Source organism: Ruegeria meonggei, from assembly GCF_900172215.1.
GTDB lineage: Bacteria > Pseudomonadota > Alphaproteobacteria > Rhodobacterales > Rhodobacteraceae > Ruegeria > Ruegeria meonggei.
This window is the reverse complement of record NZ_FWFP01000001.1, coordinates 356,143-376,822: the sequence shown is the minus strand read 5'-3', so window position 1 is coordinate 376,822 and position 20,680 is coordinate 356,143. Positions and strand designations below refer to the sequence as shown.

The 20,680-nt window shown below is 58.0% G+C and carries 20 protein-coding genes; 16 read left to right on the top strand and 4 right to left on the bottom strand.

Translation table 11 applies throughout. The features are described 5' to 3' along the window. Nucleotides 1-189 precede the first annotated feature (189 nt). From RUM8411_RS01865 to RUM8411_RS01845, 5 genes are all read left to right on the top strand, one after another. The gene (locus RUM8411_RS01865) at nucleotides 190-861 is read left to right on the top strand and encodes a tetratricopeptide repeat protein (protein ID WP_085820919.1); all 672 of its coding nucleotides are present in this window, start codon (nucleotides 190-192) and stop codon (nucleotides 859-861) included. 39 nt (nucleotides 862-900) lie between these two features. Continuing rightward, the gene (locus tag RUM8411_RS01860) at nucleotides 901-2,223 is read left to right on the top strand and encodes a PQQ-like beta-propeller repeat protein (protein ID WP_085820918.1); all 1,323 of its coding nucleotides are present in this window, start codon (nucleotides 901-903) and stop codon (nucleotides 2,221-2,223) included. Between the two features lie 48 nt (nucleotides 2,224-2,271). After that, on the top strand, nucleotides 2,272-3,735 hold the full coding sequence (gene der, locus RUM8411_RS01855; protein WP_085820917.1) for a ribosome biogenesis GTPase Der: 1,464 nt from the start codon (nucleotides 2,272-2,274) through the stop codon (nucleotides 3,733-3,735). Between the two features lie 164 nt (nucleotides 3,736-3,899). After that, nucleotides 3,900-4,886, top strand: coding sequence for a fatty acid desaturase (locus RUM8411_RS01850; protein WP_085821090.1), 987 nt, complete (start codon nucleotides 3,900-3,902; stop codon nucleotides 4,884-4,886). Between the two features lie 91 nt (nucleotides 4,887-4,977). Continuing rightward, nucleotides 4,978-5,673, top strand: coding sequence for a helix-hairpin-helix domain-containing protein (locus tag RUM8411_RS01845; RefSeq protein WP_085820916.1), 696 nt, complete (start codon nucleotides 4,978-4,980; stop codon nucleotides 5,671-5,673). Between the two features lie 61 nt (nucleotides 5,674-5,734). On the opposite strand, the gene serS is transcribed toward RUM8411_RS01845, so the two are convergent. After that, nucleotides 5,735-7,027 carry a serine--tRNA ligase gene (gene serS / locus RUM8411_RS01840; RefSeq protein WP_085820915.1) on the bottom strand — a complete coding sequence of 431 codons (1,293 nt, stop codon included), beginning with the start codon at nucleotides 7,025-7,027 and terminating at the stop codon, nucleotides 5,735-5,737. A gap of 85 nt (nucleotides 7,028-7,112) precedes the next feature. Next, entirely contained in the window at nucleotides 7,113-8,768 is a 1,656-nt protein-coding gene (locus RUM8411_RS01835) for a mechanosensitive ion channel family protein (protein ID WP_085820914.1), read from the bottom strand. 226 nt (nucleotides 8,769-8,994) lie between these two features. On the opposite strand from RUM8411_RS01835, the gene yajC reads away from it, so the two are divergent. The 10 genes from yajC (at nucleotide 8,995) to RUM8411_RS01785 (ending at nucleotide 15,987) form a co-directional block, all read left to right on the top strand. Then, nucleotides 8,995-9,282: a preprotein translocase subunit YajC gene (gene yajC, locus RUM8411_RS01830; protein ID WP_085820913.1), complete on the top strand. Its 288-nt coding sequence runs from the start codon at nucleotides 8,995-8,997 to the stop codon at nucleotides 9,280-9,282. A 33-nt stretch (nucleotides 9,283-9,315) separates the two neighbouring features. Further along, nucleotides 9,316-10,977: a protein translocase subunit SecD gene (gene secD, locus RUM8411_RS01825; protein ID WP_085820912.1), complete on the top strand. Its 1,662-nt coding sequence runs from the start codon at nucleotides 9,316-9,318 to the stop codon at nucleotides 10,975-10,977. A 1-nt stretch (nucleotide 10,978) separates the two neighbouring features. Continuing rightward, a complete protein-coding gene (gene secF / locus RUM8411_RS01820; protein ID WP_085820911.1) occupies nucleotides 10,979-11,947 on the top strand; it encodes a protein translocase subunit SecF in 969 nt (322 codons plus the stop codon). After that, complete coding sequence (locus RUM8411_RS01815; RefSeq protein WP_085820910.1) at nucleotides 11,940-12,686, top strand: sulfite exporter TauE/SafE family protein; 747 nt, start codon at nucleotides 11,940-11,942, stop codon at nucleotides 12,684-12,686. The genes secF and RUM8411_RS01815 overlap by 8 nt, the downstream gene beginning before the upstream one ends. 9 nt (nucleotides 12,687-12,695) lie before the next feature. After that, nucleotides 12,696-13,049, top strand: coding sequence for an Mth938-like domain-containing protein (locus RUM8411_RS01810; protein ID WP_085820909.1), 354 nt, complete (start codon nucleotides 12,696-12,698; stop codon nucleotides 13,047-13,049). A gap of 148 nt (nucleotides 13,050-13,197) precedes the next feature. Next, nucleotides 13,198-13,812: a heme ABC exporter ATP-binding protein CcmA gene (ccmA, locus tag RUM8411_RS01805; RefSeq protein ID WP_085820908.1), complete on the top strand. Its 615-nt coding sequence runs from the start codon at nucleotides 13,198-13,200 to the stop codon at nucleotides 13,810-13,812. Continuing rightward, nucleotides 13,809-14,465, top strand: coding sequence for a heme exporter protein CcmB (gene ccmB / locus RUM8411_RS01800; protein ID WP_085820907.1), 657 nt, complete (start codon nucleotides 13,809-13,811; stop codon nucleotides 14,463-14,465). The genes ccmA and ccmB overlap by 4 nt, the downstream gene beginning before the upstream one ends. A gap of 61 nt (nucleotides 14,466-14,526) precedes the next feature. Continuing rightward, entirely contained in the window at nucleotides 14,527-15,300 is a 774-nt protein-coding gene (locus RUM8411_RS01795; RefSeq protein ID WP_085820906.1) for a heme ABC transporter permease, read from the top strand. Beyond that, nucleotides 15,297-15,455 (top strand): heme exporter protein CcmD, encoded by a 159-nt coding sequence (gene ccmD, locus RUM8411_RS01790; RefSeq protein WP_200818522.1) that lies wholly within the window; start codon nucleotides 15,297-15,299, stop codon nucleotides 15,453-15,455. The genes RUM8411_RS01795 and ccmD overlap by 4 nt, the downstream gene beginning before the upstream one ends. Further along, nucleotides 15,448-15,987 carry a DsbE family thiol:disulfide interchange protein gene (locus RUM8411_RS01785; RefSeq protein ID WP_085820905.1) on the top strand — a complete coding sequence of 180 codons (540 nt, stop codon included), beginning with the start codon at nucleotides 15,448-15,450 and terminating at the stop codon, nucleotides 15,985-15,987. Before ccmD ends, RUM8411_RS01785 begins: the two co-directional genes overlap by 8 nt. A 111-nt stretch (nucleotides 15,988-16,098) precedes the next feature. Here RUM8411_RS01785 and acnA read toward each other — a convergent pair whose 3' ends face one another. Next, complete coding sequence (acnA, locus tag RUM8411_RS01780) at nucleotides 16,099-18,789, bottom strand: aconitate hydratase AcnA (RefSeq protein WP_085820904.1); 2,691 nt, start codon at nucleotides 18,787-18,789, stop codon at nucleotides 16,099-16,101. A gap of 235 nt (nucleotides 18,790-19,024) precedes the next feature. Between acnA and RUM8411_RS01775 the strand changes: the two genes are divergently transcribed. After that, nucleotides 19,025-19,726 (top strand): DUF1223 domain-containing protein, encoded by a 702-nt coding sequence (locus RUM8411_RS01775; protein ID WP_085820903.1) that lies wholly within the window; start codon nucleotides 19,025-19,027, stop codon nucleotides 19,724-19,726. On the opposite strand, the gene RUM8411_RS01770 is transcribed toward RUM8411_RS01775, so the two are convergent. Then, on the bottom strand, nucleotides 19,727-20,650 hold the full coding sequence (locus RUM8411_RS01770) for a lysophospholipid acyltransferase family protein (RefSeq protein ID WP_085820902.1): 924 nt from the start codon (nucleotides 20,648-20,650) through the stop codon (nucleotides 19,727-19,729). It lies immediately after the preceding gene. Between the last annotated feature and the right edge of the window lie 30 nt (nucleotides 20,651-20,680).

The window sequence follows — 20,680 nt, the reverse complement described above, 5'->3', positions numbered from 1 at the left end:
AACGACGTGCATGCCTAAAAATGGGGGCACGAATGTCCCTTTTCCATACTGAACTGAATAGTTCGGTTCAAATTTTTGCGCAAGGGTCGCTTGCCGCCGCGGAAATGTACGAATTCGAACCCTTGGCTTAATCAAGGCACCGGGGTATGACATGGCGCTAAATAGCAGAATACAGCCCAGGGAGCGGGGATGAGCGACACCGACAGTTTTATTGAAGAGGTGACAGAAGAGGTCCGCCGTGACCGTCTGTTCCTGTTGCTTCGCCGTTGGGGGTGGATTGGTGTTCTGGTGGTGGTTCTGATCGTTGGCGGAGCCGCGTTCAATGAATTCCGCAAAGCCCGGACCACCGGTCAGGCTGAAAGCCTTGGGGACGCGATCCTTGGTGCGCTGGAACAGAACGACTCGGCCGAACGCGCCGCGGCGCTGTCCGGTGTTGATGCGGCAACGCCCGGTGGGGATGCGGTTCTGAACATGCTGCTGTCTTCTTCACAGATTGAGGCCGGATCCCGTCAAGAGGCGGTGGACAGTCTGAACGCCATTGCCGTTCAGGGCGACCTGCCGGACATCTATCGCGCCATTGCATCCTTCAAGGCGTTGTTGCTGCAATCCGAATCCATGCCGGTGGCTGATCGTCGCCAGCAATTCGAAGCTTTGGCTGCGCCAGGTGCTCCGTTGCGGTTGCTGGCCGAGGAACAACTGGCCCTGATCGACGTCTCGGAAGGAAAAGTTGATTCGGCCATCGAACGTCTGCAAGCAATGCGTCAGGACGCAGAGATCGGTGTGGATCTGCAACAACGTGCAGCACAATTGATTGTCGCGCTTGGCGGCGAACCGGAACCGCTGGTGGCCCAGCAGGGTTGATCAGGCGGCGGAAATAATGACAGGCGAGTTCGGAGTATCATGGTGACAAGTCTTTTCTCCCGCATTGGATTGTCGGTTGCGGCCGTTTCACTGACCGCGCTTGCCGCCTGTCAGGAACCCGAGGTTATTCTGCCGGGCGCGCGTGAAGACATTCGCCCTGCATCTGACACCGAGACCGTAGAGACGCGCGGCGCAAAACCGATCAGCCTTCCGGCGCAGAAGACTAATGCCAGCTGGTCGCAAAGCGCTGGCACACCGGCCTTCCGTACGACCAACGCTGCGCTGCGTGCCACGCCGCAGCGGCTGTGGTCTGCCTCGATCGGCAAGGGCGATTCACGCAAGCAACGGATTACGGCTGAACCGGTAGTGGCGGGGGGGCTGATTTATACGCTGGATTCCGGCGCGACTGTTTCTGCGGTGTCACCGCAGGGGCAGGTCGCGTGGAACACGAACCTGATCCCTGCAACAGACGGCGACGCGGATGCGACCGGCGGCGGCATGGCCTATTCCAATGGCGTACTTTACGTCTCGTCCGGGTTTGGGCGACTGACTGCACTGGACGCCAAGACCGGCGCGATCCGGTGGCAAAAGCGCCTGAATGCAACCGGCAGCGGCGCGCCGCTGATCAGTGATGGGCTATTGTATCTGGTTGCCGGGGACGAAACCGGCTGGACCATCGACACCAAGGATGGTCGCATCGCCTGGCAGATTGAAGGCACGCCCAGTGTCGGAAACGTTCTGGGCGCTCCGGCCCCGGTCATCGCATCGGAATTTGCAGTCTTTGCCTTTGGTTCGGGTGATATCGCCGCAACCTTCAAGCGCGGCGGTATTCGCCGCTGGAACGCCTCGGTCGCGGGTGGGCGTCGCGGGCGTGCAGCTGCTCAGATTGTGGATGTCACCGGTGGGCCGATGGTTGTTGGGGACACGATCTATATCGGCAACCACTCTGGCCGGACCGTCGCGTTCGACGCTGGCTCGGGTGAGCGGAAATGGACAGCGGATGAAGGCGCTGTTGATACGGTCTGGGCTGCAGGCAACAGCATCTTCCTGATCAGCGACCGCAGCCAACTGGTGCGGTTGGACGCCTCAGATGGCTCAATCGTCTGGGCGCAGGACTTGCCGGGCTTTGTCAAAGACAAGCCCAACAAACGCGGTCCGATCTTTGCCCATTATGGCCCTATCCTTGCGGGTGGACGCATTGTGATCGCATCAAATGACGGTTATTTGAGGTTCTACAATCCGGTTGACGGCGCGCTGGTTCACCGTGCCGAAGTGCCTGGCGGCGCGACAACGGCCCCGGTTGTGGCAGGGCAGACGCTGTACGTCGTTTCCACCAAAGGTGATCTACACGCTTTCCGTTGACGACAAGATGCGCTAAAGGGCGCGTCTGAGTCTTGAAAGTTGAGTATCATGTCGCTGACCCTCGCCATCGTGGGGCGCCCCAATGTGGGCAAATCCACCCTGTTCAACCGCCTTGTGGGCAAACGTCTGGCCCTGGTCGATGACCAGCCCGGCGTAACGCGTGATCTGCGCGAAGGCGAAGGACGTCTGGGCGATCTGCGCTTTACCGTGATCGACACCGCCGGGCTTGAGGACGCAACCGACGACAGCCTTGAGGGTCGTATGCGCCGTCTGACCGAGCGTGCGGTAGACATGGCAGATGTCTGTCTGTTCATGATCGATGCCCGTACGGGGCTGACACCCACCGATGAGATGTTTGCCGAGATCCTGCGCAAACGGTCCAAGCACGTGATCCTGGCCGCCAACAAGGCCGAAGGCAACGCAGCCGATGCCGGTGTGCTTGAGGCCTATAATCTGGGCCTGGGTGAGCCTGTCCGCCTGTCGGGTGAACACGGTGAGGGGATGACCGACCTTTATGCCCACCTGATGCCACTGGCCGACGCAGCCGAAGAGCAGGCGGTGGATGAAACCCCCCAAACCGACATCGAACTGGACGAGGATGGAGAGGGTGAGTCGCCTTTGATCTCCGCTGCGAAACCGCTGCAAGTGGCGGTTGTCGGACGCCCGAACGCGGGCAAGTCTACTCTGATCAATAAGATCATTGGCGAAGAACGCCTGCTAACCGGCCCTGAGGCCGGGATCACGCGCGATGCCATCAGCCTGCGCCTTGACTGGGCAGACCCCGATGGGGGCAGCACGCCGATGCGTATTTTTGACACGGCTGGCATGCGCAAAAAGGCCAAAGTACAAGAAAAGCTGGAAAAGCTGTCCGTCTCAGATGGGTTGCGGGCCGTAAAATTTGCCGAGGTTGTGGTGGTTCTGTTGGACGCTGCCATTCCTTTTGAACAGCAAGACCTGCGCATCGCCGATCTGGCTGAACGGGAAGGCCGCGCCGTTGTCGTGGCCGTCAACAAATGGGACATCGAAGAGGACAAGCAGGACAAGCTGCGCGACCTCAAAGAGTCGTTCGAGCGCCTGTTGCCGCAACTGCGGGGCGCCCCTTTGATCACCGTATCGGCCAAGACAGGCCGGGGGCTGGAACGGCTGCGCGCCGCCATCCTGCGCGCCCATGATGTCTGGAATCGTCGCGTCCCCACGGCAGCACTGAACCGTTGGCTGACAGCCATGCTAGAGCAGCACCCGCCACCAGCACCGCAGGGCCGCCGGATCAAGTTGCGTTATATGACGCAGGTCAAGACCCGCCCGCCGGGATTTGTGGTCATGTGCTCGCACCCCGACAAGATGCCCGAAAGCTATTCACGCTATCTGGTCAACGGTCTGCGCGAGGTGTTTGACATGCCCGGAACGCCCATCCGCCTGACGTTGCGCGGGCAGGGCGACAAGAACCCGTATAAGGGCCGGCGCAAGAAAAACGCCGGTGCCTTGGCAAAACATCTCAAGGGCAGGGCGTAACTGCGCCAATTTTCAGCATTTTAAGCTCAGGGGCGTGACACTCCCCTGACTGCGCGCTAGCATTCACTGGCGTGCATCTGTTTTCGCGCGCGCTGCATGTATGCGGGCGTTCCGCACTTGATTTTGAAATCACATTGAACCGGGCCATCGTAGGAGCGGACTGGATGGATCTGAGGGAATACACTCGACTATACGCGGTGCAGGACAACAGATTGGCCGCGATAAGCTATTTTGGAACTTTTGCGGTGTATTTCACATCGCTTGCGCTTGCGATTTCTTATGTGGATCGGTGGTATATCATGATCCCCGCAGGGATAGCTTTTGCCTTTTCCGCTGTGCGCCTTTATGTGCTGCAACACGATTGCGGCCATCACTCCCTGTTTGAAACCCGTCTGCAGAATGAATGGGCCGGGCACGGTTTGTCGCCCTTCACATTTGCCCCGTTCGAGGTGATGAAACAGAACCACAATCTGCACCATACCGGGATCGGTAATCTGGAACATCGCGAAACCGGTGAAATCCACACCATGACGGTGCGGGAATGGAATGCTGCAGATTGGAAAAGCCGATTGTTTTACAGGCTTTACCGCAATCCATTCATCCTAGTACCGTTGGGATCGTTGTTCACCTACTTCATCCGCTACCGCTGGCCCAAGAACACGGTGCGCTTTGGCGTGACGGGGGTGCTGTTGCATAACCTGTCCATCGTAGTCTTCCTTGGGCTTCTGTATCTGATCGCCGGGTCCACCGGTATTGTGGTCTGGTTGATCTTTTCCTTTCTGGGCGGAATGCTGGGCGTGTTCCTTGTCTACCTGCAGCACAATTTCGAGGATACCTATTGGGACCGACGTCCTGATCTGAACCCGCAACTGGCTGCGCTGCAGGGATCATCGGCACTGGATTTCGGATGGTGGTTTGACAATGCGGTGGCTTGCATCACGTTGCACGACATCCACCACTTTAACGCGCGCATCCCGTCCTATCGGCTGCGGGCGTGCCATTATAACCTGCCGCCCGAATACACGCCGCGCCGGATCAAGTTCCCCGAGGCCGTGGCGGCGCTAAACTTGAAGCTATGGGATGAGGACGCCAAACGACTTGTTCCATTTCCCAAAAAGAACCGCACCGGTAATCTGGCCCATAGCAACTAACGCTCAGGGGCCAATGGGCTAGCCGGTGGCTTGCAAATGCGTATATCGACTGTATATACGAAACGACAGGGAGAGAAAGGAAGGACTCGTAATGACCGCAGTGACGACCGTTAAAGGGGTGGGTGAGACGCTTGCAAAAGCGCTGGCTGCCAATGGCTTTAATACCGCTGAAGCCATCGCCAAGGCTAAACCCGCAGACCTGGTCAAAGTCCCCCGCATTGGTGCGGCGCGTGCACTGGTGCTGATTGCCGCAGCAAAGACCGCGATTGCGGCCAAGCCGACAGCCGCGAAACCGGCCGCAGCGAAACCAACGACCCGCCGCGCGCCTACGCGAAAGACCTCTGCAGCGAAAGCTGCCGCCGCTAAACCTGCCGCAGCAAAAACCTCGGCTGCAAAACCTGCGGTCAAGAAACCGGCTGTTGCAAAGCCCGCGACCCGCAAACCAGCTGCGCGGAAAACCGTAGCGGCCGCTGCCGCCGACAAGCGTGCCGCTGCCGCCGCTGAAAAAAGCGCTGCCGAGGCTGCCCGTAAGGCGGCCGAGGAAAAAGCTGCGGCCGAAGCCGCTGCCGCCAAGGCCCGTAAAAAAGCCAAAGCCAAGGCAAAGGCTGAAAAGGCCGCCAAGAAGCTGCAGGAAATGGAGGCCGCGTTCTCGAAAGCCAAGGACAAGGTGAAGGCCAAGTCTAAAAAGGACAAGAAGTCCAAGAAGGACGACAAGAAAAAAGACCAGAAGAAGAAAGACGGCAAAAAGAAAGACAAAAAGAAGGATAAGAAAAAGGCGAAGAAGTAAATCTTCTCCGCCTTCAAGTGTTTTTCGAAACCGGCGTCGCGCTCTGCGTGCGCCGGTTTTCTTATGCCAGCGTGCCGTCCAGTTGCAGCGTCAGCTTGCCGCCCAGATAGGGGGCCAAAACGTTTGGCAATGTCACGGTTCCGTCTGCGTTTTGGCCATTTTCCAGAACAGAGATCAGACACCGACCAACGGCCAACCCAGATCCGTTCAGGGTGTGAACGTATTCCGGTTTACCACCGCCTTCGGGGCGGAAACGTGCGTTCATGCGGCGGGCCTGAAAGTCACCGGTGGTCGAGACCGAGCTGATCTCGCGGTAGGCATCCTGCCCGGGCAGCCAGGCTTCGATGTCATAGGTCCGGCGTGCGCCAAAACCCATATCGCCGGTGCACAGAACCACTGTGCGGTAGGGGATGCCCAGTTGTTCCAACAGATCTTCGGCGCAGCGCAGCATGCGCTTTTGTTCTGCGTCTGACTCATCTGGGTGCGTGACCGAGACCATTTCGACCTTTTCGAACTGATGCTGTCGCAACATCCCGGCTGTGTCCTTACCGGCGCTGCCCGCTTCGGACCGGAAACAGACAGTATGCGCGGTCATGCGGATGGGCAGGGCGCTTTGGTCCAGAATGTCACCCGAAACAGAATAGGTCAGCGTCACTTCGGACGTTGGAATCAGCCACCAACCATTGGTGGTCTGGTAACTGTCCTCGCCAAATTTCGGCAGCTTGTCCGTGCCGTACATGGCTTCATCGCGGACCAGAACCGGAGTCAGCATTTCGGTCAGACCGTTCTTGTCGATATGCGTATCGATCATGAACTGCGCCAGCGCCCGGTGGATTCGGGCGACACCTTTGGACAGGTTCACAAACCGACTGCCGCTGGTTTTGGCTGCAGTCTCAAAGTCCATCGCTGCGGCCACGGCCGGGATGTCGTAATGTTCCTTGGGTGCGAAATCAAAAGCGCGCGGCGTGCCCCAGCGATTGACCTCGACATTGTCGTCCTCGTCTGCGCCTTCGGGCACGTCCTCGGCTGGGATGTTGGCGATACGAGCCAGTTGATCGGTCAGCAGCGCGTCCAGATCCTTGGCCTCGGTTTGCATCCGGGCAATCTCGGCTTTTTTGTCGGCGACCAGTGCGCGCAGGCGCTGGAATTCGACCTCATCGCCGCGGCCTTTGGCGGCGCCAACCTCTTTCGAGGCTTTGTTCTGCTCGGCCTGTGCGGTCTCAGCCGCCAGAATCTTGGCCCGGCGACTTTCGTCCAGCCGCAGCAATTCTGACGACACCGACGCGTCCCCACGGCGCGCAAGGGCGGCGTCGAAGGCGGCGGGGTTTTCGCGAATAGCGCGGATGTCGTGCATGGTTCAGATCCTTAAACATGTGAATCACTGCAGCCGCTTATGCACCATCTGAATGGCAGGGTGTAGCACGCGTTTGAAATTACACCTACTTGTCCAGATCTTCCTCGGTTTGGTGCGCCAGATGACCGTCCCAGTCTTCGGCCGGGATTTTTGGCTCTGGCGGATCAGCGATGTAAGAGGGCGTCATGATCTGTACATTGTTCTCGTTGAACACGGCCACGATGTTACGGTGCAGGTCCGAGCGAATCTTCGGAATGATGCTGCCGCGTGTCGAATACCCGTTGATCTGATAGTTGATCGCGTAATCCGCCAGAGCAGTCCACAGAACAAACGGCTCGGGCTTGGCCTTGATGCCTTTGGTGCGATTGGCGGCCTCGATCAGCATGGCCTCAATCTTGTCCGAGGGTTCCTCATAGCCGATGCCCACGGTCGTGTGCAGCAACAGCCCGCTGCCATCTGTTTTCTTTGAAAAGTTTACCACATCCGAGTTCATCAGCTGGGCATTCGGAATCGAGATCAACTCATTCTTGATGGATTTCAGGTGCGTTTCCATCAGCTTGATCTGCACCACATCGCCTATGTGTTCTCCGATCTGAATGCGGTCCCCGATTGAGGTTGAGCGGCGATAGATCACGAACAACCCTGCCAGCATGTTTGATACGACCGAGTTTGCACCCAGCGACAGCATGGCACCCACAAGAATAGTCAGTCCCTGAAAAGCGGCTGAGTCGGACCCGGGAATATAGGGCACCGCAAATACCAGAGCGATCATGATAACAACGACACGGGCGATATTGAAGGTTGGATTCACCCAGTGCTTTTCGAAATCCCCCAGATCAAATGTTCCGGCCTCAACCGCGTCAAAGAACACGCGCATGCCTTTGATTACATACATCGTGACCCAGGTGATCAGGACCAGCATGATTAGGTTGGGGATATAGCTGATGATGCCCTGAAAGATCACAAGTACGGGTTCTGTCAGATAGGTTAGCAGCAGCTGTGCGAAATATCGGGTTTCAGCGAAGGAAAGCAGGACAAAGGACAGATAGTAGTAAAAGCCCAGAAAGAAGATGATAAGCAGAACGAAGTTCAACCCATACCGGACCAACGCCGCAATCGCCTCGGCCTGAACGCTTTTTGCGGTGGCCGTCTCTACATCCTTCAGGTGACGTTTGACAAATTTCAGGGTGCGTCGCCGGATGCTGCGATGTAGCCATAGGATTGTTACAACGAAGACTATGAAGCCAAAGGTCCAGCCCGCCGCTTCAATGGCACCGGATACGCGCGCCTGCTCGGTTCGGTTGGCCCGGTAGGCGATGATCGCCTCTTCGATGGCCTGACCGTGCAAGAAGCTGAGAACATCGAGCTCCATCTGATCCAGCTCGGCGTCCGCTTCGGTGACAATCGTGACCTGGACGTCATCCGCCAGAATAAGCGTACCCAGCTCGGTGTCTTCAAACACAATCGCGACGGTTGTGCTGGTAGAGGCCTCTGCGACTTCAATGATGGCGTCCTGCACCCGTTCGACGCGGTCGGATGCCGGCAGCGCGCTGGATCCACGCAGAAAGAAAAGCGTCTCGCCGTCGACAATGACTGGGGCTTTGAACGTTTCGGACTGTTCCTCGTCCACACGAAGGTCTTCAGCGATATCCTGCGCTGCCGCCGCAAAGGGCAGAGTGATCCACAAGACCGCAACAAGCAGTCGGGCAACCATGCCAAAGGATTGAAAAAATTGCGTCATTGGACCTCCCGCTGTTCAACTATATCCGAGCGGGCCTATCTTCCTAGGGGGTAACTGAACCGGCGGTCCTAAACTTTGGAAAATATGGAACACCCGCCACAGGTAACGGTGTTTTCCAAAGAAAAAATTCGATGCGCCGCCTGTCCTTGCAAACAGGCATTTCAAAGAATAGGTTCTCGCCAAATTTGCGGAGACTTCCGCATCTCCAAAACAAAAGGAATATCCTATGGAAGGTGGCGCAATCGCCCAGTTTCTCCCGCTGGTTCTGATCTTCGCGATCATGTACTTCCTGCTGATCCGTCCGCAGCAGAAAAAGATGAAACAACATCAGGCAATGGTCGAGGCCGTGCGCCGAGGCGATCAGGTTGTCACCCAGGGTGGGCTGATCGGCAAAGTGGCCAAGGTTAAGGAAGGCGACAACGAGATCGAGGTCGAGATCGCCGAAGGCGTCAAGGTTCGTGTGGTCAAATCGACCATCGCGCAGGTTTTGAATAAGACCGAGCCTGCGAAGTAACTTCGCGCTACAATTCCTTGAAAAGGCAGGGTAATGCTGCAAATTGATACCTGGAAGCGGGTTCTGATCTGGTCGGTCTGCGTGATCGGCCTGCTGATGGCCCTGCCGAATGCGTTTTACACGCGCGTTGAGCAATCAAACGATGCCAAGGCCGAGATCGAGCTTGGCATCGACACTCCCGAGCTGCAGTCCGAAGCGGCGCAATGGCCGAACTGGCTGCCATCTTCGCTGGTCAATCTGGGCCTTGATCTGCGCGGCGGTGCGCATCTGCTGGCCGAAGTGAAGGTCGAGGATGTTTACGAATCCCGCATGGAGGCGATGTGGCCGGAAATCCGCGATGCACTGCGCGATGAGCGCGCCACCGTGGGCACAATCCGCAAACAAGAGTCGGCCCCAGACGAGATTCGCGTGCGCATCAGCCAGCCCGAGGGCATGTCCCGCGCGCTGGAGGTTGTGCGCGGACTAGCCCGTCAGGTACAGACCCTGACCGGCGTGGGGGCAACCGATATCGAAGCCCGCGCCGAAGGTGAGACCATTGTGGTGCAGCTGTCAGAGGCCGAAAAGCTGGCCTCGAACGATCGCACCGTACGTCAGTCGCTGGAAATCATCCGACGCCGGATCGACGAGGTCGGCACGCGAGAACCTACGATTCAGCGCCAAGGTGCAGATCGTATCCTGATCCAGGTGCCGGGCATCGGCAGTGCGGGTGAGCTTAAAGAGATCATCGGAACAACAGCGCAGCTGACCTTCAACCCGGTTGTGCGGCGCGGTACCGATCCAGACGCAGTGCCGGGAGTCGGCGAAGAAGTTGTACCGTCAATTGATGAATCCGGCGTTTTCTACACGTTGGATTCAGCCCCCGTCGTAACCGGCGAGGAGCTGGTGGATGCGCAGCCTGCGTTTGACCAAAACGGTCGTCCGGCGGTCAGCTTCCGGTTCAACACGTCTGGCGCGCGCAAATTCGGCGACTATACGCTGGAAAACATCGGGGCTCCGTTTGCCATTGTTCTGGATGACGAGGTGATCTCGGCTCCGGTGATCCAAAGCCATATACCGGGCGGATCGGGCATCATCACCGGCAACTTCACCGTTGAAGAAAGCACCAACCTGGCCGTGCTGCTGCGCGCAGGCGCATTGCCCGCCGGGCTAGAGTTCCTCGAAGAACGCACCATCGGCCCTGAATTGGGGCAGGACAGTATCGACGCGGGCAAAGTGGCCACCATCGTGGCTTTTGTTGCGGTGCTGGTGTTCATGGCGCTCAGCTATGGCTTGTTCGGTGTCTTCGCCAACATCGCGCTGATCATCAATGTTGGCTTGTTGTTCGGTTTGCTGTCGCTGATCGGTGCCACGCTGACCTTGCCGGGGATCGCGGGGATTGTTCTGACGGTGGGTATGGCGGTGGACGCCAACGTGCTGATCTTTGAACGTATCCGCGAGGAACTGAAATCCGCCAGAGGACCAGCCCGCGCGATTGAGCTGGGCTATGAAAAGGCGCTGTCGGCTATTCTTGATGCGAATGTGACCACATTCATCACCGCGGTGATCCTGTTTGCCATGGGCAGCGGCCCCGTACGCGGCTTTGCCATTACGCTGGGTCTAGGCATTCTGACCTCGGTCTTCACCGCGATCTTCGTGACGCGTCTGATGATCGTTCTGTGGTTCGAACGCCGCCGCCCGAAAACGATCGAGGTTTGACATGAGACTTAAACTGGTACCCCAGAACACCTCGTTCGATTTCTTCAGCCGCTGGAAAATCTGGCTGGGCATCTCAGCGCTGATGATGGTCGTCGCATTCACCTCGTTCATGCTGCAAGGGTTGAACTTTGGCATCGATTTTCGTGGCGGGACAACGATCCGAACCGAAAGCGCGCAGCTCATCGATGTTGGTGCCTATCGCGACGCAATCGCCCCGTTGGAGCTGGGTGATGTCACGATAACCGAGATTTTCGACCCAACCTTCGGGCCGGATGAGAATGTTGCGATGATCCGCATTCAGGCCCAGGCCGATGCCGAGGCCGTCTCAGCCGCTACAGTCACCGCGGTTGAAGAGGCCCTCAAGGTTGCAGCACCGGATATCGAATTTGTGTCCGTCGAATCCGTCGGCCCCAAAGTGTCAGGTGAGTTGATCCAGACCGCCGTAATTGCGGTCGTGCTCGCCATTGGCGCGGTGCTTGTTTATATCTGGCTTCGTTTCGAATGGCAGTTTGCGTTGGGGGCCGTGGCCGCACTTGTGCATGACGTGATCCTGACCATTGGGATATTTTCGGAACTGCAGATCCGGTTCGATCTGGCCATCATCGCGGCCTTGCTGACCATTGTGGGCTATTCGCTGAACGACACAGTGGTTGTGTTCGACCGCGTTCGGGAAAATCTGCGCAAATACAAAAAGAAAGACCTCAAAGAGGTTCTGAACATCTCGATCAACGAAACGCTCAGCCGGACGGTCATGACCTCGGTCACCACGCTATTGGCGCTGATCTCGCTCTATGTGCTGGGCGGGGACGTGATCCGGGGCTTTGTATTTGCGATGATCTGGGGCGTAATCGTCGGAACCTATTCGTCGGTCTTTGTGGCCTCGACCATTCTGTTGTGGCTGGGCGTCAAGCGCGACTGGTCCAAACCGTCAAATACGTCTGGCAATCAATTTGCCAACATCGATGCCTGAGTATTTTGGCCAGTCCCCCACGGGGCTGGCCATTATTCTATGCGCCGCGTTTCTCAGCGGCGTTGTGCGTGGGTTTTCCGGATTCGGAACCGCGCTGATTTTCCTTCCGATTGCCACACCCTTTCTCGGACCGTTCGGCGCTCTGATCGGCCTTACGATCATGGATATCTTCGGACCTCTGCCCAACCTGCGCCGCGCCTGGCGGGACGTCGAGCGGGGTGATCTGGTTCGGCTTGTGGCTGGGTGTGCACTGTTGCTGCCTGTTGGCCTGTGGCTGCTGACGCAAGTTGCGCCCGAGGTTTTCCGCTATACCGTCAGCATATTGGCGATCTTCATGCTGGCTATACTGATCCTGGGGCTGCGGTATCACGGGCATGTTGGCCGGACGATGGTAGCCGGTATCGGCGCAACCGCCGGATTTCTGGGCGGGATCGCGGGCCTGCCAGGGCCTGCAGTGATTCTGTTCTACATGTCTCGTCCGCTGCCAGTCGAGGTGATCCGCGCCACGATCCTGTTGTTCCTTTTTGCATTCGATTTCCTCATCCTCGGATATCTGACAGGGATGGGGCGTGTCACTTGGCCTACATTGGCGTTGGGTCTGTTGCTGGCCGTCCCTAATGTAGCAGGCAATTGGTTGGGGGGCTGGTTGTTCCGACCAGAACGCGAAATACTGTACCGCGCCGCCGCCTATCTGGCGATTGCTCTTGCGGCCTTGTCGGGACTGCCGCTTTGGGGCTAGAACATCGCCATGCGCCTGAATGAGATCACCTATAACAACGCAACCCCGATTGATGGGTACGGCCCCGGGTTTTTCCGGATCGGCGGCCAAGTCCATGAAGGTACGGTGCTGACAGGCCCAACAGGTACGACCGCATGGGGCGGATACGACGATCAAACGGCGCTGCTTAAACTGACCGATCACGTGGATGTTCTGTTGATCGGCACTGGCGCCGCGCTGACCCATATTCCAAAGGACCTGCGTACCGCCTTGGAAAACGCCGGGATTGGCGTCGAGATCATGAACTCTCCGGCTGCATGCCGCACCTATAACGTGCTGCTGTCCGAAGGGCGGCGCATCGCGCTGGCGCTGTTACCGGTCTGAGCTGATCCGCCCTTCATCTGGCTAAAAATACCCCGGGGAGCGCGAGGGGCTGGCCCCTCGCTTCGCCCGCACTCAAATACGCTATCACCAAACACACTGCGGCAAATCTCGCCTTTTGCCTCTGACGGCAATGAGATAAGCGGGACCCATGACTTTGACCGTAACCGATCTGGCCATCGCCCGTGGCGGCGTTCCCGTGCTCGAAGGGCTCAGCTTTTCGCTGCCCTCCGGCAAAGCGCTGATCCTGCGGGGGCCAAACGGGATCGGTAAGACAACGCTGCTGCGCACATTGGCGGGACTGCAACCGCCTCTGGCAGGCAGAATTGAGGGGGCAGAGGATCAGATCGCCTATGCCTCGCATTCTGACGGTCTAAAGCCGACGCTGACAGTGGTGGAAAACCTGTCTTTCTGGGCCTCAGTCTTTGGGATTCAAGATATTCAGCCCGCTTTGGACGCTTTTGCCCTAAACGATCTCTCAGACCGCCACGCGGGGAATCTGTCTGCAGGGCAGAAACGCCGCCTGGGATTGGCGCGAATGCTGGTCACCGGACGGCCGATCTGGATGCTGGACGAACCCACGGTGTCGCTGGACAAAAATGCGGTGCGAATGTTCTCTGATGCCGTGCGCGCGCATCTGGGGCAGGGCGGGTCCGCCTTGATCGCCACCCATATCGAACTTGGCCTGGACGGAGAGGTTTTGGACGTGGGCCTCAATAAAGCCAAACCCAAACCCATCGACGATTTCGACGGGGGCTTCCTGTGATCGCCCTGTTGCTGCGCGACCTTAAGCTGGCCTTCCGTGCAGGCGGAGGCTTTGGCCTGGGGCTGGCGTTTTTCCTGATCGTCACCGTTCTGGTGCCTTTCTCCGTGGGGCCGCAATCCTCTTTGCTGTCCACTATCGCGCCGGGTGTTCTTTGGCTGGGGGCGCTCTTGGCTTGCCTGTTGTCGTTGGATCGTCTTCTCGCGCTGGATTGGGAGGACGGCTCGTTGGACCTGCTCGCAACTGCTCCCCTGCCGCTGGAAGCGGTCGTCACGATCAAGGCGCTGGCCCACTGGCTGACCACTGGCCTGCCGCTGGTTCTGGCCGCGCCGTTTCTGGGCGTGCTGCTGAATCTGCCCGTGCCGGGGTTTCTTTGGCTGGTTATCTCACTTCTGGTCGGCACTCCGGCGATGAGCGTTATCGGAACTTTCGGTGCGGCCCTCACGGTCGGCCTGAAACGCGGTGGGCTGCTGCTGTCGCTGCTTGTTTTGCCGCTTTACGTGCCGACCCTGATCTTTGGGGCCGAGGTGGCGCGACGTGGGGCTACGGGGATGGAAACGCAGACGCCATTGCTGATGCTGGCAGGGATTACTGCTGCGACGATTGCCCTGTTGCCCTTTGCCAGTGCTGCTGTTTTGCGCATCAACCTGCGGTGACGCAGTGAAACTTTGACAGATGTCAATTGAGAACCAACTCGACTCGGATTAGATAAAGCTCATGTCTATCGCAGCCAAAGCCAACGCCCTCTGGGAATATGCCAACCCGCGAAAGTTCCTCTCGACCAGTGAACGCGTGATGCCTTTCTTCTGGATGGCTTCGGCGGTCTGCATCGTTGTGGGTTTAGTGTGGGGGTTTTTTTTCACGCCGGATGACTACAAACAGGGATCGACGGTTAAGATCATTTACCTGCATGTGCCCGCGGCATTAATGGCCATCAACTGTTGGCTGATGATGCTGGTGACATCACTGGTGTGGTTGGTCCGGCGCCACCATGTCAGCGCGCTGGCGGCGCGTGCGGCGGCCCCGGTTGGCATTGTGATGACGCTGATCGCACTGGCAACAGGCGCGATCTGGGGGCAACCGATGTGGGGCACCTGGTGGGCCTGGGATCCGCGCCTGACCTCGTTCCTGATCCTGTTCCTGTTCTATTTGGGTTACGTTGCCTTGTGGGAGGCGATCGAAGACCCTGATACCGCGGCTGACCTGACCTCGGTCTTGTGTCTAGTGGGATCGGTCTTTGCGATCCTCAGCCGCTATGCGGTGAATTTCTGGAACCAGGGACTGCATCAGGGTGCGTCGGTGATGCGAACCGCCGCCGTGACCGGAGCGGATACGGAAGAAAAAGTCAGCAACATCTATTTCTACCCACTGATGCTGTGCATCGTCGGGTTTGTTCTGCTGTTCATTGCGCTGGTCTTGTATCGCACCGGAACGGAAATCCGAGTGCGGCGGATCAAGGCGCTGCTGGCGCGCGAGAGGGTAAGCGGATGATGCCGGATCTTGGAAAATACGCCGACACGGTTCTGTGGTCCTACGCGGCCTCTGTCGGGTTGCTGATGGCGCTGATTGTGTTCAGCATTCTGCGCGGGCGCAAAATCCGGTCTGAGATGGAGAAGATCGAACAAAGGATGACGCGCAATGGCTAAGATCTCACCTCTGATGATCGCGCCGCCCCTGATTTTCGGCGTTTTCGCTTTAACAGCATTGGTGCAATTGCGAAGTGGTTCGGATAGTACATTGCCGTCCGCCCGCGAAGGCCAGTCCGCACCGCCAATTGTCTTGACCGAATTTGCCGGAAAACCTGGGTTTGATGACGACACACTGCGTGATGGCGAAGTCAAGCTTGTCAACTACTGGGCCAGCTGGTGCGCGCCCTGCCGGGTAGAGCATCCAAACCTGCAGGCCTTGGCGGACGAAGGTATCCCAGTCTACGGCATCAACTACAAAGATCAGTTGGAAAATGCCGAATCCTTCCTGTCAGAACTGGGTGATCCCTATGATGGGATCGGACGGGATGAACAGGGCCGTATGGGCTTGGATTGGGGTGTTTACGGCGTACCGGAAACCTATGTGATCGACGGTGAAGGTACGATCATCCTACGCTTTGCCGGTCCGATCACGCAGCGGGTCATCGAAAGCACGATCCGTCCTGCATTGGAAGAAGCTGCCGTAAACTAACGGCACTTCTCCTTCTTCTTTTCACAAATACTCCGAAGCGCGAGGCGGCGCCTCGCAACATAAAAAAGGACGCCCGAAGGCGTCCTTTTTCGTTCTGTTATCAACAGGTGTTTAACCAGCCTTGGCCAGATTCCGCAGTACGTAGTGCAGCACGCCGCCGTTTTCGATGTACTCTATCTCGGGCGCTGTATCGATGCGGCACTTCAGGGTAATGGTCTTTTCGGTTCCGTCACCGTAGACAATCGTGCATGGCACTTCCTGCAGTGGCTGGATTGTGTCCAGGCCATGGATCGAAACGGTCTCATCCCCTGTCAGACCCAGTGATTTGCGCGTGTCACCCCCGGTAAATTCGAACGGGATGACACCCATGCCAACCAGGTTCGAGCGGTGGATGCGCTCAAAGCTTTCGGCGATCACAGCTTTGACGCCCAGCAGCGCCGTACCTTTGGCCGCCCAGTCGCGCGAGGACCCGGCACCATACTGTTCGCCGCCAAAGACGACCAGCGGCGTGCCCTGTTCCTGATAAGCCATCGACGCATCATAGACCGAGGTCTGTTGACCATCGGGTCCCTTGGTGTACCCGCCTTCAACACCATCCAGCATCTCGTTCTTGACGCGGATGTTGGCGAATGTGCCACGCATCATGATCTCGTGGTTGCCACGGCGCGATCCGTACGAGTTGAACTCACGCGGTTGCACCTGACGGTCGATCAGATACTGGCCGGCAGGAGTTGTCGTTGCAAACGACCCCGCAGGCGAGATGTGGTCAGTGGTAATCATGTCACCCAGGATCAGCAGAACCTTGGCGCCGTCAATGTTCGAGATAGTGCCCGGCTCGGCCCCCATACCTTGGAAATAGGGCGGGTTCTGGATGTAGGTCGAGGTCGGTGGCCAATCATAGGTCTCTTGCTGCGGAACTTCGACCTCTTGCCATTTCTTGTCGCCCTTGAAGACGTCGGCATATTTCGACTGGAACGCTTCGCGGGTTACGGTCTGTTCGACCAGCTCGGCAACTTCCTGTGTCGTGGGCCAGATATCTTTCATGTAGACATCGTTGCCGTCCTTGTCCTGACCGATCGGTTCCGAAGTCAGGTCGATATCCAGCGTACCAGCCAGCGCATAAACCACGACCAGCGGCGGTGAGGCCAGATAGTTGGCGCGCACATCAGGTGAGATGCGGCCTTCGAAGTTCCGGTTACCCGAAAGAACCGAGGTGGCAACCAGATCGCCTTCGGCAATTGCTTCGGACAGCTCGGCCTGAATGGGACCCGAGTTGCCGATACAGGTGGTGCAGCCGTAACCCACAAGGTTAAAGCCGATCTTGTCCAGATCTTCCTGCAGGCCAGCGGCCTCAAGATAGGCAGAGACGACTTGCGACCCTGGTGCCAGCGAGGTTTTCACCCAGGGCTTACGGTTCAAGCCCAGAGCAGCGGCTTTGCGCGCCACCAGACCCGCGCCGATCATCACGTAGGGGTTGGATGTGTTGGTGCAGGAAGTGATCGAGGCGATCACGACCTTGCCCGATTCCATGGTGTAATCTTCGCCTTTGACCGCGACTTCCTTGCCCATGGGACGCTTGAACGTCTCTTCCATCTCTTTGGTGAAAGCGGTCTTGGCGTCCGTCAGCGCAACGTAATCCTGTGGGCGTTTGGGGCCTGAGATCGCGGGCACGATGGTGCCCATGTCCAGCGACAGGGTGTCGGTGTAGACTGGCGCATAGTCCGCGCCGCGCCAAAAGCCGTTTTCCTTGGCATAGGCTTCGACCAGCGCGATACGATCCTCGTCGCGCCCGGTGTTGCGCATGTAGCGCAGCGTTTCGCCGTCGATCGGGAAAAAGCCGCAGGTCGCGCCGTATTCCGGTGCCATGTTGGCAATGGTTGCGCGATCGGCCAGCGGCAGACGATCCAGACCTTCGCCGTAGAATTCGACGAATTTGCCGACAACGCCTTTTTCGCGCAGCATTTCCACGACCTTCAGAACCAGATCGGTGCCGGTGGTGCCTTCGAGCAAGGCGCCTGTCAGCTCAAAGCCCACAACCTCGGGGATCAGCATCGAAATCGGCTGACCCAGCATCGCGGCTTCGGCCTCAATCCCGCCAACACCCCAGCCCAGAACGGCCATACCGTTGACCATGGTGGTGTGGCTGTCGGTGCCGACCAGCGTGTCGGGATAGGCGACCTCATCCCCGTTCTGGTCCGTATCGGTCCAGACGGTTTGAGCCAGATATTCCAGGTTTACCTGATGGCAGATGCCAGTTCCGGGGGGGACAACGCGGAAATTGTTGAATGCGTTCTGGCCCCATTTCAGGAACTGATAGCGTTCCATGTTCCGCTCGTATTCACGATCCACGTTCATCTGGAACGCGCGCGGGTTGCCGAACTCGTCAATCATGACCGAGTGGTCGATGACCAGATCAACCGGGTTCAGCGGGTTGATCTTTTGAGCGTCACCACCCAGGCCGTTGATGCCGTCGCGCATGGCTGCCAGATCGACTACGGCGGGAACACCGGTGAAGTCCTGCATCAGAACGCGGGCAGGGCGATAGGCGATCTCGCGCGGGTTCTTACCACCTTTGGCACCCCATTCGGCAAACGCCTTGATATCGTCAACCGAGACCGAGAAACCGTCATCTTCGAACCGAAGCATGTTTTCCAACACTACTTTCAAAGCGGCAGGCAGTTTCGAGAAATCACCCAGGCCGGCTTCTTGCGCGGCGGGGATCGAGTAATAGGAAATGGACTTGCCATTCACGCTCAGGCTGCGGCGTGTCTTGGCGGTATCCTGTCCGACTTTGATGGGCATCTGTGGCCTCCCTCTCAAATGACGTGGATTTAGGGGTTCGCTGGGTGCCTTCTGCATCACCAGAGCGTTCGGTTCAAGGTCCAAGACGCCAGGTGCGGCAATTTTTGTATACCATTGCACACATTTTTGGGTTTGAGGGTCTGCCCGGTCTCAAGAAACGTTGATTGGAGGTTGAGCGACAATCGGTTTAGACCATTTGGGCATCCGGCGAAAAACCCATCAGACTGAGGTAACTATGTTCAAACCGACCGCAATCGCGACAGCGCTTACCGTTTTTTTCGCTTCATCAGCTGTGGCGGATAGCGGTCCGGTGGTGGTTGAGCTTTTTACCTCGCAAGGGTGTTCGTCCTGCCCGCCAGCAGACCGGATCCTGCATGATCTGGTAAAGCGCGAAGACGTGATCGGCCTGGCCTTGCATGTGGATTACTGGGACTACATCGGTTGGAAAGACGCGTATGCCGACCCTGATCACACTTTGCGCCAGCGCACTTATGCGCGTCAGGGTGGGCGGTCGATGATCTATACCCCTCAGATGGTTGTGAACGGTCAGCAAGACGTTGTTGGCGCACAAGCGCGCGACCTTGATCGTTTGATTGACGCGCATCTCAAGGCGTTGCCGCAAGCATCGGTTAAAGCGAGCAGGTCAGGCGGTGATGTGACGGTTGACGTGACCCCGGTCGAATTGCCCGAAGGCGAGATCTACGATGTGCGGGTGGTGCAGTATTCTCCGATGCGCCATGCCTCGATCCGCCGGGGTGAGCTGGCGGGGCACGAGCTAGACTATGCAAATGTTGTGGAATCCTGGCTGATGGCGGGGCAGTGGGACGGGGCTGCACCGCAACAATTTTCTGCAGTGCTGACCTCGGAACTGCCAGCCGTCGTCTTGGTGCAGCAGGCCGGGCATGGCCCGATCGTGGCCGCCGCGCACGTCAAGTAGTCAGGGCATATCCTCGGGCTGCACACCCAATCCGTTCCAAGCTTTCCAGCGCCGGTGAATCCAAAACCATTGACCCATATGTTGGCGGACCACGGCCTCGAGGTCGTCATTGGTGAACTGGGTCATGGTCTTGGGATCCGTATGCGGCACCGGGTCGTGCAGCACGATTTCAAAGTCGATGCCGTTGGGCTGTCGCACCGCATAGCAGGGGATCAGCACCGCGTTGTATTTCATCGCGAGTTCGGCGTTCAACACCGAGGTCACGGCGGGTTTGCCGAAGAACATCAACTCTTCGCCGCCATGGGCGTGAAGGTCAGAAACGATGGCGATGATGCCGCTTTTCTTCAGCGACCGGACCATTTCGACCATTCCACGCCGGCCTTGTTCGAACATAGGTGCGCCGGTTTTATAGAAGGCATCGACATACATGTCATTGAAGTAAGGGTTTGCCATGCGTCGATACAGGCAGCCAATGGGCTGGCCGCTATGGGCCTGTAGCGCAATGCGCGCCGCCAGGTAGTGGCCAAAGTGGGCAGTAATCATCATGACCGGGCGGCCTTCGGCCAGCGCAGCGTCAAAGGCCGCAAGACCCGGGCCCGAGATATTGGCGTTTCTCTGGCGTTCAGAGAATCCCTCTGGCGAAAAATGCTCCATTATCGCGCGACCCGCATTGTCGGGAACGGCGCGACAGATGCGCTTGATTTCATCCTCGGAAAGGTCAGGGCAGGTAAGCTTGAGATTGCTGCGCACCCGTTTGGTGAACCCAACCAAAGGGGCGAGGCCACGCGCGATCGCCCCCATCGTGGCAACACGCCGTTCATAAGGTAACCAGCGCATTACGCCAATCACACCTTTCAGAAACAGACCGGTCACATAGTATTTTCTAAGCTCACCGCGGCTTAGTTCCGACTTTTCGACGGGCATATTTGGTCTCACCGGCTGTTGCGATTTGCC

Excerpts from the sequence above, each read along its gene's own strand:
- RUM8411_RS01845 (WP_085820916.1), top strand. The coding sequence starts at position 4,978 with ATGACCGCAGTGACGACCGTTAAAGGGGTGGGTGAGACGCTTGCAAAA.
- RUM8411_RS01850 (WP_085821090.1), top strand. The coding sequence starts at position 3,900 with ATGGATCTGAGGGAATACACTCGACTATACGCGGTGCAGGACAACAGA.
- RUM8411_RS01770 (WP_085820902.1), bottom strand. The coding sequence starts at position 20,650 with ATGCCCGTCGAAAAGTCGGAACTAAGCCGCGGTGAGCTTAGAAAATAC.
- secD (WP_085820912.1), top strand. The coding sequence starts at position 9,316 with ATGCTGCAAATTGATACCTGGAAGCGGGTTCTGATCTGGTCGGTCTGC.
- ccmA (WP_085820908.1), top strand. The coding sequence starts at position 13,198 with ATGACTTTGACCGTAACCGATCTGGCCATCGCCCGTGGCGGCGTTCCC.
- serS (WP_085820915.1), bottom strand. The coding sequence starts at position 7,027 with ATGCACGACATCCGCGCTATTCGCGAAAACCCCGCCGCCTTCGACGCC.
- RUM8411_RS01810 (WP_085820909.1), top strand. The coding sequence starts at position 12,696 with ATGCGCCTGAATGAGATCACCTATAACAACGCAACCCCGATTGATGGG.
- der (WP_085820917.1), top strand. The coding sequence starts at position 2,272 with ATGTCGCTGACCCTCGCCATCGTGGGGCGCCCCAATGTGGGCAAATCC.
- ccmD (WP_200818522.1), top strand. The coding sequence starts at position 15,297 with ATGATGCCGGATCTTGGAAAATACGCCGACACGGTTCTGTGGTCCTAC.
- RUM8411_RS01775 (WP_085820903.1), top strand. The coding sequence starts at position 19,025 with ATGTTCAAACCGACCGCAATCGCGACAGCGCTTACCGTTTTTTTCGCT.
- yajC (WP_085820913.1), top strand. The coding sequence starts at position 8,995 with ATGGAAGGTGGCGCAATCGCCCAGTTTCTCCCGCTGGTTCTGATCTTC.
- RUM8411_RS01865 (WP_085820919.1), top strand. The coding sequence starts at position 190 with ATGAGCGACACCGACAGTTTTATTGAAGAGGTGACAGAAGAGGTCCGC.
- RUM8411_RS01835 (WP_085820914.1), bottom strand. The coding sequence starts at position 8,768 with ATGACGCAATTTTTTCAATCCTTTGGCATGGTTGCCCGACTGCTTGTT.
- RUM8411_RS01795 (WP_085820906.1), top strand. The coding sequence starts at position 14,527 with ATGTCTATCGCAGCCAAAGCCAACGCCCTCTGGGAATATGCCAACCCG.
- RUM8411_RS01785 (WP_085820905.1), top strand. The coding sequence starts at position 15,448 with ATGGCTAAGATCTCACCTCTGATGATCGCGCCGCCCCTGATTTTCGGC.
- RUM8411_RS01815 (WP_085820910.1), top strand. The coding sequence starts at position 11,940 with ATGCCTGAGTATTTTGGCCAGTCCCCCACGGGGCTGGCCATTATTCTA.
- acnA (WP_085820904.1), bottom strand. The coding sequence starts at position 18,789 with ATGCCCATCAAAGTCGGACAGGATACCGCCAAGACACGCCGCAGCCTG.
- RUM8411_RS01860 (WP_085820918.1), top strand. The coding sequence starts at position 901 with ATGGTGACAAGTCTTTTCTCCCGCATTGGATTGTCGGTTGCGGCCGTT.
- secF (WP_085820911.1), top strand. The coding sequence starts at position 10,979 with ATGAGACTTAAACTGGTACCCCAGAACACCTCGTTCGATTTCTTCAGC.